The sequence below is a fragment of the Haloarcula vallismortis ATCC 29715 genome, assembly GCF_000337775.1.
In the GTDB taxonomy this organism is placed as follows: Archaea; Halobacteriota; Halobacteria; order Halobacteriales; family Haloarculaceae; genus Haloarcula; species Haloarcula vallismortis.
Genome location: NZ_AOLQ01000069.1, coordinates 153,881 through 169,061, shown reverse-complemented (window position 1 = coordinate 169,061; position 15,181 = coordinate 153,881). Strand labels below are relative to the sequence as shown.

The 15,181-nt window shown below is 63.7% G+C and carries 14 protein-coding genes; 6 read left to right on the top strand and 8 right to left on the bottom strand.

The window, feature by feature from the left end; all coding sequences use genetic code 11:
• The first annotated feature begins 237 nt into the window (after nt 1-237).
• Together pyrH and lysS are read left to right on the top strand one after the other, a co-directional pair.
• Entirely contained in the window at nt 238-924 is a 687-nt protein-coding gene (gene pyrH, locus C437_RS17840; RefSeq protein ID WP_004518403.1) for a UMP kinase, read from the top strand.
• Nucleotides 925-2,562, top strand: a complete 1,638-nt coding sequence (gene lysS / locus C437_RS17835) for a lysine--tRNA ligase (RefSeq protein ID WP_004518402.1) — start codon at nt 925-927, stop codon at nt 2,560-2,562.
• A gap of 49 nt (nt 2,563-2,611) precedes the next feature.
• Here lysS and C437_RS20745 read toward each other — a convergent pair whose 3' ends face one another.
• Nucleotides 2,612-2,788, bottom strand: coding sequence for a hypothetical protein (locus C437_RS20745; protein WP_004518401.1), 177 nt, complete (start codon nt 2,786-2,788; stop codon nt 2,612-2,614).
• A gap of 62 nt (nt 2,789-2,850) precedes the next feature.
• Entirely contained in the window at nt 2,851-3,747 is an 897-nt protein-coding gene (locus C437_RS17830) for a universal stress protein (protein WP_004518400.1), read from the bottom strand.
• A gap of 100 nt (nt 3,748-3,847) precedes the next feature.
• Between C437_RS17830 and C437_RS17825 the strand changes: the two genes are divergently transcribed.
• Both C437_RS17825 and argS read left to right on the top strand, forming a co-directional pair.
• Entirely contained in the window at nt 3,848-5,614 is a 1,767-nt protein-coding gene (locus tag C437_RS17825) for a site-2 protease family protein (RefSeq protein WP_004518399.1), read from the top strand.
• 133 nt (nt 5,615-5,747) lie between these two features.
• Entirely contained in the window at nt 5,748-7,487 is a 1,740-nt protein-coding gene (gene argS, locus C437_RS17820) for an arginine--tRNA ligase (protein ID WP_004518398.1), read from the top strand.
• Nucleotides 7,488-7,550: 63 nt separating this feature from the next.
• Here argS and C437_RS17815 read toward each other — a convergent pair whose 3' ends face one another.
• The gene (locus C437_RS17815; protein ID WP_004518397.1) at nt 7,551-8,342 is read right to left on the bottom strand and encodes an alpha/beta fold hydrolase; all 792 of its coding nucleotides are present in this window, start codon (nt 8,340-8,342) and stop codon (nt 7,551-7,553) included.
• A 143-nt stretch (nt 8,343-8,485) separates the two neighbouring features.
• Here C437_RS17815 and C437_RS17810 point away from each other — a divergent pair, with 143 nt between their 5' ends.
• Nucleotides 8,486-9,172, top strand: coding sequence for a helix-turn-helix domain-containing protein (locus C437_RS17810; RefSeq protein ID WP_004518396.1), 687 nt, complete (start codon nt 8,486-8,488; stop codon nt 9,170-9,172).
• A 52-nt stretch (nt 9,173-9,224) separates the two neighbouring features.
• Here the strand turns inward: C437_RS17810 and C437_RS17805 are convergent, their stop codons facing one another.
• On the bottom strand, nt 9,225-10,043 hold the full coding sequence (locus C437_RS17805) for a MinD/ParA family ATP-binding protein (RefSeq protein ID WP_004518395.1): 819 nt from the start codon (nt 10,041-10,043) through the stop codon (nt 9,225-9,227).
• 337 nt (nt 10,044-10,380) lie between these two features.
• Between C437_RS17805 and prf1 the strand changes: the two genes are divergently transcribed.
• Nucleotides 10,381-11,637: a peptide chain release factor aRF-1 gene (gene prf1 / locus C437_RS17800; protein WP_004518394.1), complete on the top strand. Its 1,257-nt coding sequence runs from the start codon at nt 10,381-10,383 to the stop codon at nt 11,635-11,637.
• 27 nt (nt 11,638-11,664) lie between these two features.
• Here the strand turns inward: prf1 and C437_RS17795 are convergent, their stop codons facing one another.
• The 4 genes from C437_RS17795 to C437_RS17780 all read right to left on the bottom strand — a co-directional run bounded on the left by C437_RS17795 (nt 11,665) and on the right by C437_RS17780 (nt 15,180).
• Nucleotides 11,665-12,057 carry a DUF6276 family protein gene (locus C437_RS17795; RefSeq protein WP_004518393.1) on the bottom strand — a complete coding sequence of 131 codons (393 nt, stop codon included), beginning with the start codon at nt 12,055-12,057 and terminating at the stop codon, nt 11,665-11,667.
• A 56-nt stretch (nt 12,058-12,113) separates the two neighbouring features.
• Nucleotides 12,114-12,806 (bottom strand): V-type ATP synthase subunit D, encoded by a 693-nt coding sequence (locus tag C437_RS17790; RefSeq protein ID WP_049919884.1) that lies wholly within the window; start codon nt 12,804-12,806, stop codon nt 12,114-12,116.
• A 112-nt stretch (nt 12,807-12,918) separates the two neighbouring features.
• The gene (gene cop3 / locus C437_RS17785) at nt 12,919-13,671 is read right to left on the bottom strand and encodes a cruxrhodopsin Cop3 (protein ID WP_074654814.1); all 753 of its coding nucleotides are present in this window, start codon (nt 13,669-13,671) and stop codon (nt 12,919-12,921) included.
• A 93-nt stretch (nt 13,672-13,764) separates the two neighbouring features.
• Complete coding sequence (locus tag C437_RS17780) at nt 13,765-15,180, bottom strand: ATP synthase subunit B (protein ID WP_004518390.1); 1,416 nt, start codon at nt 15,178-15,180, stop codon at nt 13,765-13,767.
• Nucleotide 15,181: the final 1 nt, after the last annotated feature.

The following is a 15,181-nucleotide window of genomic DNA, read 5'->3' as shown; positions in this document are numbered from 1 at the left end:
TGAACGGTCTGTGAAAGAGAGATATCACCCTCTGTGGCCCCAACAAGCGGCATATGTCGCTGGTAGAACGGCAGCGTCGTCAGACATGCGTCAGCACGTCGGGCACACGTCATACGGAGAGTCGCGCCGCTGTGGGGCGGACAGCAGTCGCTGCGGGAACCAGAAAGGGCCGGTTATAGAGACGGCGGTCAGTGGCCTTGACAACCCTTAAGAGTACATCGCGGTTACGGCGGGCTAATGAAAGTCGTCGTCTCCATTGGCGGAAGCGTACTGGCCCCGGACCTCGACGCAGACCGGGTCGCCGACTACGCCGAGGCCATCCAGTCACTCGATGCACAGGGACACACGCTCGGAACCGTCGTCGGCGGCGGCCCGACCGCACGCGATTACATCGGCAGCGCCCGCGACCTCGGTGCGAACGAGATAGAGCTCGACCAGCTCGGCATCGCCGTCACGCGGCTGAACGGCCGATTGCTGATCGCTGCGCTTGACGACCGCGCGGCACCCACGCCCGCCGAGAGCTACGACGAGGGCCGGGAAGCCATCCGTCGCGGGGACATCCCAGTCCTCGGCGGAATCGTCGCCGCACAGACCACCGACGCCGTGGCGGCCGCGTTCGCGGAGTACGTCGGTGCTGACCTGCTCGTCTACGCCACATCGGTTCCGGGCGTCTACGACGCCGACCCGAACGAGGACGGCGACGCGACGCGGTTCGACGAACTCGGCGCAGACGAACTCGTCGATGTGATCGCCGACATCGAGATGGACGCCGGCAGCAGCGCGCCGGTCGACCTGCTGGCCGCGAAAATAATCCAGCGGTCCGGCATCCGGACGATGGTGCTCGACGGTGCTGACCCTAAACGCGTCGTGCGCGCGGTCGAAGATGGCGAGTTCGACGGCACCGAGATTCTCCCGGAGGCATAGATGGCGGAAGACCCCTACGAGGTCGGCCGGGGCGGTTCCCGGGCGTTCTGGGCCGACTCCGTCGCCGACACTGTCGAGGCGCGCGAGCCCGACGACCCAATCGTCATCAAGGGCGGCGTCTCCCCCTCGGGCGTCCCGCACATCGGCCACTTCAACGAGATAATGCGGGGCTACTACGTCGCCGAGGCCCTGCGGGACCGCGGCCACGAGGTCCGGCAGGTGTTCACCGCCGACGACAAGGACCGGCTGCGGGCGGTGCCCCGCCAGCTCGCCGACCTCGACTGGAACGTCGTCGGCCTCGGCGAGGTCGACGCCGGCGCGCTCGGCCGGAACCTCGGGAAGCCGTACACCGACATCCCGGACCCGTTCGGTTGCTGTGACTCCTACGGTGCCCACTTCACGACGCTCCTGCGGAAAAGCGCCGAGCTGGTCAGCGTCGACGTGGAGTTCGTCTCGAACACCGAACTGTACGCCGACGGCGAGTTCGAACCCGTGACCCGCCGCGTGCTCGAACGCGCCGACCGAGCCCGTGACGTGCTCGCCGAGTACCAGAACAAGGTCGACGACGACTACGTCCCGTTCCTGCCCCAGTGCGAGGAGTGCGGGAAGCTCACGGAGGGCGTCACGGCGGTCGACCTCGACGCCGGCGAAGTCGAGTATGTCTGTGAAGACGTCGAGGCCGGCGACCAGACTATCGAGGGCTGTGGCCACGAAGGCACGGCCTCGCTCCGGGACGGAAAGCTCCCGTGGCGCTTCGAGTGGCCCGCCCAGTGGGAGATTCTGGGCGTCGACTTCGAGCCCTTCGGCAAGGACCACGCCGAAGGCTCTTGGCCCTCTGGCGAGGATGTCGCCGAGAACGTGCTGGACATCCAGCCGCCGGTCCCGATGGTGTACGAGTGGTTCACGCTCGATGGCGAGCCCCTCTCTTCTTCTTCCGGAAACGTCATCACCGTCGACGAAGTGCTGGACATCCTCGAACCGGAGGTGTTCAAGTACTTCTTCGTCAAAGACCCGCGGAAGCAACGGGACTTCTCCGTCGAGAACGTCGACCAGCTCGTCGAGGAGTTCGATCAGTTCGAACGGCGATACTTCGGTGAGGCAGACGGGAGCGAAGACGAGATGGAACTCGCAGAGCGGGCCTACCCGATGGTCGTGGCCGAGCCACGCGAGGAAGGCGTTCGGATCCCCTACACGTTCGCAGCGGTACTCGGGATGACCGACGACCCGGCGCTTCGAGAGCAGATCGCCCGGAAAGAGGGCCATATCCCGGACGATGCGCCGGAGTGGGCCATCGAGGGGGCGCTCGCCCGCGTCGAGCGCGCCCAGGAGTGGGCCAGCCTGACGAACAACGAGTTCAACTACGAACTCAAGCGAAGCGAGATTCCCGACGTGTCCTTCGACGACGCGACGGCGGCCGCGCTGGACGAGCTGGCCGAGTTCATCGCCGAAGGCCACGACGGCGAGGCGATTCAGGCCGAGATATACGAGACGGCAAAGCGAAACGACATCGACATCGGGGAGTTCTTCTCGGCCGGCTACCAACTCCTGTTCGACGACACCGAAGGCCCACAGCTCGGGACGTTCATCGCGAAACTGGACCGGGAGTTCGTCGTCGAACGCTTCCGTCGAAACGAGTAGACCGGAGTAGGCAGGTCCTACCCCCCGAACGAGCCCTCGAAACGCGCACTCAGGGCGACTGTTCCCGCGTGTCGACCCGCTCAAACATCGGTCCGAGCCGCTCGTCGTAGCAGTCCTGACAGACGTACGCGTCGATGACGCCCGTCTCGCTGTGGGTGTGAATCATCGCGTGAACCGTGGCGTCGAACGGAACGGTCTCACCACAGATACCGCAGGTTTCTGGCATAGTCCGGCACCTGCTTGCAACACGTTCTCACAGCACATAGAACAGGTGGTTCGTGTACCGCCTCAGGCGGCCCGAGGCGTCACCAGGACGGGAACTGAGACGGTTCGAATGAGTTGCGACGTGACGCTGCCGAGCAACTGGCGTTTGAGGTTCGAACGGCCGTGTGATCCCATGACGACGAGGTCGATATCCCGGTCGGAGGCGTACTCGCGGAGCCCGGCGGGAACGCCGTCGAACGAATCCGTCCGTTCCACAGCAGTTTCGACCGCCACGTCCGGGGCCGTCTCTTCGAGGTCATCGACAACTGAATCGACGGCGTCACGCCCGTCCTCTTCCAGTCGTTCGATGAACGTCTCGTTCAGCCCGCCAGCGTTGAATGCCCCGCCGGCGGCCTGGATATCGACGACGTTGAGCGCGTGGATCGTCGCGTCGTACCGATCTGCTACCGCCGCGCCGTGTCGTATCGCCGTTTCAGCGTTCGCGCTGCCGTCGGTCGGGAGAAGTATCCGCGAGTAGTCGAACCCGTTGATTCCCGTCTGCGCTGCATCCGAGACGACCAGTACGGGCACCGCAGTTCGGTGCAGGACCTGTTCGGTGACGCCGCCGAGGAGTCGCTTGCCGAGGCCTGTCATCCCCTGTCGGCCGAGGACGATGAGCGCAGCGTCGGTCTCGCGGGCGTGCTCGTCGATCTGCACGCTCGGTTTCCCATTCAGGAGTTCCGTCGTGACGGGCTGGCCGATATCGGCGGCGAGTGACTCGATGTCTGTGAGGACGGACTCGCCGCGTTCCCGAAGGCGTCGGCTCTCACGGTCCGTTTGGGTAAGCCTCCGTGCGCGCTGCTCGACGACGTGGACTGCCTCGGCCGTTGCGTCAAAGTCCTTGGCCAGTGCGAGGCCACGCCGGGCGGCTGCCGTGGCTTCGTCGCTCCCGTCGACGGGAATGAGAACGTGGTCGTACATTGTATGGTCGTTTGCCGCGCGGTCACTTCACCGTTGGCTGCTGGCCGGCGGTGTGCCCCAAACCAAACCCTCTTGCTTGGCTAAACCTAGTTCCCGGTACATGGTGAGTACGCTGACGTGGGTCCTCGCGGGCCTTGTCGCTTACACCCTCCTCGCGATGGCGCTGCGGACCCGCGGCGTTGTTCCCGAATATATTCGTTTTAGCGGCCCGATTACGACGATTCACACACAGAAGGGCAAGGCGGTGCTCGACTGGCTCGCACGGCCAAAGCGGTTCTGGCGCGCCTGGGGGAACCTCGGCGTCGGGTTCGGCCTCGTCGTTATGGTCGGCTCGTTCCTCCTCGTTGCGCTCGGCGCCTACCAGGCGCTCGTCAATCCACAGCCCTCGGCACTGAACGAACCACGGAACGCGCTGGCGATTCCCGGCGTGAACGACTTCCTCCCGCTGTCGGTCGCACCCGAAATCGTGCTCGGGCTATTGCTCGGCCTCGTCGTCCACGAGGGCGGCCACGGACTGTTCTGTCGCGTCGAGGACATCGACATCGAGTCGATGGGGCTGGCCTTGCTGGCGATTATCCCCATCGGTGCGTTCGTCGAACCCGACGAAGACGAGCTTCTGCGCTCCGACCGCGGGGCACAGGCCCGGATGTACACGGCTGGCGTGACGAACAACTTCGCGCTCGCTATCATCACGCTCTTGCTGCTTTTCGGACCAGTTGCCGGCGCTATTGCCGTCGTCGACGGCGTCCCGGTCGGGAGTCCAGTCAACGGGACGCCTGCAGCCGAAGCGGGCATCGAGTCAGGCGACGTTATCACGGCGGTTGACGGCCAGCCAGTGGCAAACCAGCAGGAACTCGAAGCGATGCTCGCCGAAAGCGACGCACAGACTGTCGACGTGGCGCGGAAGGACGCCGGAACCGTCACCGTCGATCGGTCCGTCGTCGTCTCGGCGGCCCTCCAGAGCGCGCCACTTGGAACCGGTGAGACGATTGTCGCTGTCAACGGGACCGCAGTAGCGACCCGCAGTGAGTTCGAACAGGCGGCCAGAACCCATCCCGTTGCGACACTCGAAACTGAGTCCGGAGAAACGGTCACGACACCGCTCGGCGCGTACGTGCTGGTCGCCGAAGAGGGTCCGCTCGCAGCGGAGGGAGCACCGGGCGGTGACGGTATGATAATCACCGAAGTCAACGGGGAGCGAACGCACAGCGGAACGGCACTGCAGCAGGCCCTCGAAGGCGGCGAACCCGGTGACGAAGTGACGGTCACCGGCTACGTCGACGGCTCGCGAGAGACATACGAGCTAACGATGGCCGAGAGCGACCAGGTCGACAACGGCATCATCGGTGTCGGCATCCAGCAGGGTATCAGTGGCATTCAGGTCAGTGACTTCGGCATCGACGCCTACCCCGCGGCGGCGTTCCTCGAATTCATCGGCGGGTCGCCCGACACGCCGACATCGGTCTCCGAGTTCTCGTTCGCCCAGCGAATCTTCAGCACGCTCTTGTTGCCGTTCATCGGCGTCGCCGGCGGCTTCGGCTACAATTTTGCCGGCTTCACCGGCATCGCGACGAACTTCTACACTGTGCAGGGCCCGCTCGGCGCGCTCGGAACGACGCCGGTGTTCCTGCTCGCAAACGTCCTCTTCTGGACCGGCTGGATCAACCTCGTCATCGGCCAGTTCAATCTCATCCCGACGTTCCCGCTCGACGGCGGCCACATTCTTCGGGCGTCGACCGAATCGTTCGTCTCACGCTTGCCGGTCTCGGACGGGCGACGGGTGACGACAGCCGTCTCCATCGCAATCACGGTGTCGATGATCAGCGGCCTCCTGTTGATGGTGTTTGGCCCGCGGCTCCTGACCTGAGATGGGCCATCGTCTCTGTTTCTCCCGACGACCGCCAGATCATCGACGATAGCTGTGAATGAGTGTCTCCCGGACCGCCTGTGATGGTCGGGGTTTCGTTACCCATTTACTCCCCGCCGCGAAAGCCCGGCGTATGTTCCTGCAGCTGCGTGCAGAGGTCGAGGACGCCCTCGCCAACGCACTCACAACTCTCGACCTGCCGGCCGAGGACCTCGGTATCGAGGAGCCCCCGGAGGACGTCGACGCCGTGCTCGCATCGAGCGTTGCCTTCCGGCTGGCCGGCGAGGTCGGTACCGCGCCGCCGAACGTCGCCGGTGACATCGCCGACGCGATTGACGCCGACGACCTCACCTACGTCAGCGACGTGACGACACAGGGACCGTACGTCAACTTCCTCCCGAGCGAGGCGTACTTCGCCGAGACCCTGCAGTCGGTCACTGAGGACGGGTTCGGCCGGCTCCCCGACCGCGACACCAGCGTCGTCGTCGAACACACCTCCGCGAACCCGACCGGGCCGGTCCACGTCGGGCGGGCACGCAACCCCATCATCGGCGATGCCGTCGCCCGAGTCCTCGATTACGCCGGCTACGACGTGGACCGCCATTACTACGTCAACGACGCAGGCCGACAGATCGCGGTGTTCACCTGGGCCTACGAAACCTTCGACGAGGCCGACCTGCCCGAACCCGAACGCGAGTCCCCGGAGTACGAGATGGTCCGGTACTACCGCAAGGGTAACACCGTCCTCGAAGACGGCGACCCCGACGAGGTTGAGGACGTTGAGGCCGAAATCCAGTCCATTCTGCAGGGCCTCGAAGACGGCGACGAAGAGACCTACGAGCGGGTCGCCGAGGTCGTCGACACCGTGCTGGGCGGGATGCAGACCACGCTTGGCCGCCTCCCGGCAGAGTTCGACGAGTTCGTCAAGGAGACGCGGTTCATGCGCAATGGGGACACGGACGATCTGGTCGACCGGCTGAAGGAACTCGACTGCGCCGTCTACGAGGAAGACGCCTGGCAGCTGGACCTGTCCGACTTCGAGAAGAACCTCGTGTTCCTGCGTTCGGACGGCACGTCGCTGTACACCACCCGCGACCTGGCCCACCACGAGTGGAAGTTCGAGAACTACGACCGCGCCGTGACGGTGCTGGGCGAGGACCACAAGCTACAGGCCGACCAGCTCGACGCCGCTCTCGGCCTGCTGGGCAACGACACTGACCAGCTCCGACAGGTGTTCTACTCCTGGGTGAACCTTCCCGAAGGCGGGATGAGCACGCGCGAGGGGACCGGTATCGACCTCGACGACCTGCTCGATGAGGCAATCGACCGCGCGCGCGAAGAGGTCGAGTCCCGGCTGGACGACCGGACCCGGGGCGACCTCGACGCGGATGACATCGACCGCATCGCCCGCCAGGTCGGTATCGGCGCGGTGCGCTACGACATCGTCTCGAAACAGCCGACGAAGGGCATCACGTTCGAGTGGGACCGCGCACTTGACTTCGAGGCCCAATCGGCTCCCTACGTCCAGTACGTCCACGCACGCTGCTGTGGCATTCTGGGCGACGTGGAGGCTGACATCCCCGAGGAGCCAGCCCTCGGCCCGCTGTCCGAACCGGAGGAGCGCGACCTGCTCCGCGAACTGGCCCGGTTCCCCGCCGTCATCGAGGCGGCCGCGGACGACCTGACGCCGCATACCGTCGCCACCTACACCCGTGACCTCGCCGAGACGTTCAACGCCTTCTACCGGGAGTGTCCGGTTCTCGACGCCGACGACGAGACCCGCGCGGCACGGCTGGCACTCGTCGACGGGACCCGGACCACGATTGCGAACGCCCTCGACGCGCTAGGTGTCGAAGCGCCGACCTCGATGTAGGCACACTCCGCGCCGGGAATCCGGTCGGAGATGCGATTGCCGCCAGAAGTCCGTCAAGCCGGCCTATTTCTGCAAGAACGCGTCGACTTCCGCTGTAATTCGTGCAGGTGCCGCAGCCGGGCCGCTGTGACTGACACCATCGAACTCGACGAACCGGCTGTGTGGGAGTGCGTCGTGAACGTTCCGGGCGCTCCGCCGGAGGAACTCCGGCCCGTCGGTACCGGCCAGAACGAGCGTCGGTGCCTCCACGTCGAGCCGGTTGGGGAGTCGGTACCGCTCGACAGAGCGGTTCATCCGGACGACTTCCTCGGCGAGGTCCACACAATCGGGCCAGACCGGCCATTCCGCAAGCCAGGCGTCAAGGTTCTCGATACCGTTGGGGTGAAGGACCTGTTCGATGTAGCGTTTTACCGCTTTCTCACGCTCCCCGTTCTGTATGAGCGACGCCATTCGGTCAGCGAGGTCGGCGTCGGCCCGGTAGTCGGCGGGAAGTACTGCCGGTTCGTAGGCGATGACCGACTCGACTGACATCTCCGTCGCGGTCTCGATAGCAGTGAGTGCGCCGTAAGAGTGGCCGAACAAGATTGGGTCGCCGTCGACGGCATCGATAAGTGCCTGAACGTACCTGCTCTCGCGGTCCAGCACCTCCTCAGCACTCGTTTCTGCGGGAGAGTCGAGACAGGTCCCGAACCCCGGGCGCTGGGGGACAACAGCGCCGTATGCTTCAAGGGCCGATATGACCGGCTCCCAGTACTCTGTAGGGGCCATCCCACCGTGTAAGAGCAGGAGCGGCTGGCCGTCACCGTAGCGTTCGAATTCGATGTCGATCTCGTCTGGAGACTGTGTCGGCCGCATACAACGTGCTAGTTGGGTGCAGTCGGGCTAAGCCGTTCTCTCAGTGATTGGGCCGTTTAAGACGGGGCACCAAACGCAGGACTCACAGCCCCGCCAGCGCGCTGTTCCGACAGGCGCTTCAGCCTCGCAGAGAGCGATAGCGTATGGGGCTCGTTGCAGAGTTTCAGATAGACTGCGATGCGTTGCCGCTCGTGTCGGTTGCAGCGGCCGTTCCCGAGGCGTCGATTACCCTGTCCCTCCAGTACAACCACGGTCGTCGTCCGGTGTTTCTCGCTACCGTGACGGGCGGTTCAGAGCAGGCCATCGAGCGCGCGTTCACCGATGCCTACGACGTGCAAGAGTGGACACGGATAGGGACGGCCGGCGACACCCGCCGGTATCAGGCAATGCCGGCGCTGAGCTTCGAGGAGCAACTCGGTGGGCAGGTAGACGACCTGGACGGACTCGAAGCGCTCGCCACTGCAGACGCCATCATCGAACAGATAACCGTGACTACGGACGGATGGGAGCAAATGGGCTGGTTCGCCGACCGAGCGGCCTTCACCGAGTTCGCCTCGTTCTGGCAGCAGAACGCGAGGTTCAGACTAGAGCGGCTGACCCAAGATACGGAGCCAAAGCCGCCCGGTAACGGTCTCACTGACCGGCAACTCGAAGCGCTACGGACGGCATACGAAATGGGGCATTTCGAGATTCCGCGACGTGCATCACTAGACGCCGTGGCACAGGAACTGGACATCTCTGCGTCATCGCTCTCCGAGCGACTGCGCCGGGCACAGACCCAGCTCATCGAAGAAACGGTCGCAACGCTGTGGCCGCCGCTTCCGGAGTGAGCCGGCGGAACGGGGCTGAGACAGGACGAGCGAGCCAGCGACGGCAGTAAAATCAGTTAAACAGGCCAAACACGCCGCCCGAATCCTCGTCGTCGTCGACATCGGAGTGGTCTTCGGTGTCATCGAGGAACCACTCGTCGTCGAGTATCGTCTCGATATCCACTTCGGGACTCTCGCCACGGAAGAACACACCCTCAAGCGCCTCGGTCAGCCGCTGATAGGCGTCTGCAGCCGTGCTCTCGGGGGCGTTGAGCACGAGCGGTTCCTCGGTTGTCGCCTGCGGGTCGTCCGGGATGACCGCAAGCAGTGGGAACTCCATCTGTTCGGCGATAGATGCGACGTCTGTGTGGCGGGTCGCACGGTTGATAATCGCGCCCAGAACGGTCCCGTCGATGCGGTTCGCCAGCTGGGCTGTCTTGACCGTATCGCCCACCGCAACGTCGTCGGGGGTCGTGACGAGGAGGATTCCATCGGCCAGTCCGAGCGGCACGGCGACTTCGTGGCTCAGTCCGGCCCCGGTGTCAATCAACACCACGTCGTAGGCATTCCGAAGCGTCTTGATGACTTTCCGCAGCTTAGCGGGGTCAGCGTCCGCGAACGCCTCCAGCGACTGTTCGCCCGGAATCACCGTGAGCCCACCCGGTGCGTCGGTCAGGGCCTCACTCACGGCAGCCTCGCCAGCCAGGATCTCGTGGAGACTCTTTTCGGGCTCCACGGAGAGCATCGAGCCGAGGTTCGCCATCCCCAGATCCGCGTCGACGACGGCGACATCGTAGTCCATCTCCTGAAGCACAGCCCCGAGATTTACCGCGGTCGTCGTCTTTCCGACGCCGCCCTTGCCGCCCGCAATCGTACACACATACCCCGCCATAGTCTGATTGCTTGGGTACAATGCAGGCAGTCATATAAACCCGACTGTCAATTGTCGAACCGCTCCGATGCAAGGCCCTCGCTTCGCTCGGGCTCTCGCTGCTCACGGGTCGTGCCTCCCCGCTCGCAATTCCGAAACCCGTCGTTTCACTCAGGGTTTCGCTGCTCGCGGCTCATTTCATTCGCCGCTCACTCGTCCTGCGATTCTCGCTCCGCTCGAATCGCACCGGCTTCCTCCGCGGCTCCTCATGGTCGCCGCTCCGGCACGAGGGCCGCTCACTTCGTTCGCGCCCCTCGCTGTCAACAGGTTCTTACGCCACCTCGGCCAAGGTAGAGTAATGAGCGAGCAGCAGGAACAGGAGCAATCTGACAAGCAGAAATACGAGTTCCGGAAGGTCATAGAGGAACTCAAGGGGTACCAGGGCTCGGGAACCCAACTCGTCTCTATCTACGTGCCCGAGGACAAGCAGATCAGCAGCGTTGTCGCCCACGTCACCCAGGAGCACTCCGAAGCCTCGAACATTAAATCGAAGGACACCCGGACAGCGGTGCAGGACGCGCTCACCTCTATCAAGGACCGCCTCCGATACTACGACAACACCCCGCCGGAGAACGGCCTGGTACTGTTCTCGGGAGCGTTCGACACCGGCGGCGGCCGAACCGACATGGTGACCAAAGTCCTCGAATCCCCGCCGGACCCCATCGAGTCGTTCCGCTACCACTGTGACTCGGAGTTCCTGACGGAACCGCTAGAGCACATGCTTGCCGACAAGGGACTGTTCGGCCTCGTTGTGCTTGACCGACGAGAAGCCAACGTCGGGTGGCTGAAAGGCAAGCGGGTCGAACCCGTCAAATCCGCCTCCTCGCTGGTGCCGGGCAAGCAGCGGAAAGGTGGCCAGTCAGCCCAGCGATTCGCCCGCCTCCGACTAGAGGCCATCGACAACTTCTATCAGGAGGTCGCCGGCATGGCCAACGACCTGTTCGTCGCCGACCGCCACGAACTGGACGGCATCCTCGTCGGCGGCCCCTCACCGACGAAAGACGAGTTCCTCGACGGGGACTACCTCCATCACGAACTGCAAGACATGGTGCTGGGGAAGTTCGACGTGGCCTACACCGACGAATCCGGCCTGTACGACCTCGTGGACGCGGCCGACGATGTGCTGGCCGAACACGAGATGCTCCGGGACAAGGAGCTCATGGAGGACTTCTTCAAGCAGCTGCACAACGGTGACAAGGCCACCTACGGCTTCGACCAGACGCGCCAGAACCTCAACATGGGCGCGGTCGAACAGCTGCTCATCTCCGAGGACCTCCGGAAAGACGTGGTCGCCTATACCTGCGAGAACGGCCACGACGAGTACGAACTCATCAACAGCAATGCAACCACTGAGGACCACGAGTGCTCCCGCTGTGAGGCCACCGTCGACGCCGACGAGGGCGAGCGCGAAGACGCCATCGACCACCTGATGGAACTGGCCGACCAGCGCGGCACGGAGACAGTGTTCATCTCGACGGACTTCGAGAAGGGCGAACAGCTGCTGACCGCTTTCGGCGGCGTCGCCGGCCTGCTGCGCTACTCGACTGGCGTCTAACGCGCGTCAGTCGTTCTTTCGTCCCTATTATAACAACTGTTCGAGTTGCCGACGACGGCGACCGAGATCGACGTGAGCCGCCTCCCCGTAGCTGGCGTCGAGGCGGTCAAGCACCAACAGCGGGTCGACGCCCTCACGCTCGACTCGCTCCAGCAGTGCGGTGATCTCCTCGCGGTGCATCGCGAGCGAATCGAGCAATCCGACGAGCAACAGTATCGGGACCGCCGACGCGTCGTCCTCTGGAATCGCATCGTCGAGCGTCGTAAAATCCGGAACGTCCGCGGGAGGCTCCGGTTCCGGTTGGAGAGCCAGACAGGACCGACAGACACTGGCCCCCGGTGCGTTTCCGGGGAGCAATTGCTGGAGGTCAGCCGGAACCGGAAACGAAACACGGTCGCCACCGCAATCGGGACAGGACATACTCAAGCACGAGCGTGAAAGCGCAAAAACGATACCGGTCAGGACGGCCGCCCCGCTCAGTCGTCAGCAGTGACCGGCTCAGCCTCTTCTTCAGCTTCTTCCGCGGCTGCGAGTTCGTCCTCTTCCTCTTCTTTCTTGGCTTTGATCTTTTTCATGCGGAAGATCTCCTCGCGCTCCTGCTCTTCGAGTTTCTGCTCGATGTACTCTTGGTTGTCATAGAGGTCGGGCAGGAGCTTGAATTCGAGGGCGTTGACACGACGTTTCGTCGTCTCGATTTCTTCGAGCATCTTCTTCATCGCCGTCTCGACTTCGGCGGCGAGAATGATGTTTTCGAGCAGTTCCTCGTAGGCTTCGGCGGCCTCGTCGATTCGGGCCGAGGTCCCCATGACGCCGTAGCCGCGTTCGTCCAGTGACTTCCGAACCTTGCTGGACTCGATCTGTGGAACGACGACACCCATGATATTCTTCGACTGGGTCGTCAGTTCGGGGTGTTCTTTCAGTGCTGCGGCGGCCCCCCGGACGGCCACGTCGCCCTCCATCGCACGGGCCATATTGATCGCGCGCTGGGCCCGCTCGTAGGAATCGTCGAGGTCCTCACGGACGTCCTGAGCCTGATCCAGAATGTCCATGAACTCCATGATGAGGCCGTCACGCTTCTTCTCCAGCGTGTCGTGCCCACGCTCGGACAGCTCGATGCGGTCCTCGATCTGCATCAGATTCTTTCGCGTGGGTTTGACGTCCTTAGCCATTACGGGCCTCTTTTCGACGTAGGCAGTTAACGGTTTCCAGTTATTTCGGTTCGAGCCCTGCGGCTATCGAGCTGCCGTCAAAAAAACGGGGTCGTCAAGCGGCAGTGGTTTGTTAGTCGGCCGTTGCCGTCGCACCGGCGCCGGTCGTCTCGGCCGCCCCGTCAAGCACGCCGTGGCTCCGGAGCAGGATGATACCGAAGCCGACCTTCGCAACGAGGTCGATGACCATGAAACCGGCCGTCTCGATGCCGATACCGACGAGGCCGATGCCCTCAGTGCCGACGAGCCACCAGACTGGGTAGACCAGCCAGACGACAGTGACGAGGTTGCGCAACGTCTTGAACGTGCTACGCGTATCGCTTGGCAGGTCCGCGACCCGGCCGGATAGCGAACTGAACAGGAAGTACAGCAGGACCAGCAGGAAGGCGGTACTGATGCCCCACCAGACCAGCCGTTCCGCGCCGGCCGACAGCACGCCACTTCCCGCACTCAGCGTCGCGACCAGACCGGTCCCGATCATCAGCACGTCGAGGCTGACGAGCGAGCTAATGGTGTTACGGTCTGCCCCGGCAAGCAGTCCGAGGTCATACAACAGCAACGGCGTCGTAAACAACCAGTCGCTGTATCGCGCCCAGTAGATGGGGCGTTGCTCTCCGGCGATCTCGACGATTGTCAGCCCGAACCCGAGCGCCATCGCGAGGTAATTCACGAACGCGATTGCCGTGATAAGTATTGTCGCGATGTAGAACTTCTGACGCCGGCTGTCGGTTTCACCCCAGCCGCGCGCGATGAAGTAGAGCATGCCGAGGAACATGCCCGCTGTACCTAACCACAACCATATTGCTTCGCCCTCTGGTGCTGGCATAGTGCAATATGTATTATGTATTCAAAGGTAAATAGTGGCATACCCAAAATATTAGGTACAAACGTCGGCCAGCCGTGAGATGTAGGGCCGGCTCTACGCTTCGACGGCTTCGGCGGTCTCGTCCTCGCGGTAGTGCTCCTCGATGAGATCCTCGTCGATGCGGTTCAGCGCATCCTTCGGCAGCATCGAGAGCAGGTCCCAGCCGAGTTCGAGCGTCTCGTCGATACTCCGGGCCGTGTCGGTCCCCTGATCGACGAACTCCTCCTCGAAGCGGTCGGCAAAGTCTAGGTACTTGTTGTCAAGTTCCGACAGCGCCTCGCGACCGACGATGTTGACGAGGTCGCGCAGGTCCTCACCCTCCGCGTACGCGGCAAAGATCTGGTCTTTCACGTCGGCGTGGTCGGCACGGGTCAGCCCCTCGCCGATACCGTCGTCCATCAGCCGCGACAGGCTCGGCAGGACGTTGATCGGCGGCTGAATGCCCTGGCTGTTGAGGTCGCGGTCGATGTAGATCTGGCCCTCGGTAATGTAGCCAGTCAGGTCCGGAATCGGGTGGGTGTCGTCGTCACCCGGCATCGTCAGGATCGGGAGCTGGGTCACGGAGCCCTCGCGGCCCTCGATACGACCGGCACGCTCGTAGAGCTGTGCCAGGTCAGTGTACATGTATCCGGGGTAGCCACGCCGGCCCGGGACCTCCTCACGCGCGGCACCGATCTCGCGTAGCGCCTCGCAGTAGTTGGTCATGTCCGTCAGGATGACCAGCACGTGGTAGTCCTTCTCGAAGGCGAGGTACTCGGCGGTGGTCAGCGCCAGCCGCGGCGTAATCGTCCGCTCGACAGCCGGGTCGTCCGCGAGGTTCATGAAGACGACGGAGCGTTCCAGCGCGCCGGTGCGCTCGAAGTCGTCCATGAACTCGTTTGCCTCTTCGGCCGTGATACCCATCGCGCCGAAGATGACAGCGAACTCGGAGCCCTCGTCGTCATCGCCGGCTTCCTCTTCCTCCGGCACCGTTGCCTGTCGCGCAATCTGGAGCGCCAGGTCGTTGTGTGGCAGGCCGGAGGCGGAGAAGATCGGCAGTTTCTGGCCGCGGACGAGCGTGTTCATGCCGTCGATAGCCGAGACGCCCGTCTGGATGAACTCCTCGGGGTACTCCCGCGAGAAGGGGTTGATTGCCTCGCCAACGATGTCGCGGCGTTCGTCGGGGACGATTTCCGGTCCACCGTCAATCGGCTGGCCGGTCCCGTCCATGACCCGCCCGAGGAGGTCCTCGGTGACGGGCATCTTCATCGTCTCGCCAAGGAAGCGAACCGAGGCATCGCGGTCGATACCTTCGGTGCCTTCGAACACCTGAATCGCGACGTAGTCGCTCGCAGATTCGAGCACCTGTCCACGGCGGGTCTCGCCGTCGCTGAGCTCGATTTCGACGATGTCGTCGTAGCCGACCGGTTCGTCGGTCTCGACGAACACCAGCGGTCCGCTGATCTCCGTGATTGTCTGATACTCTTTCATT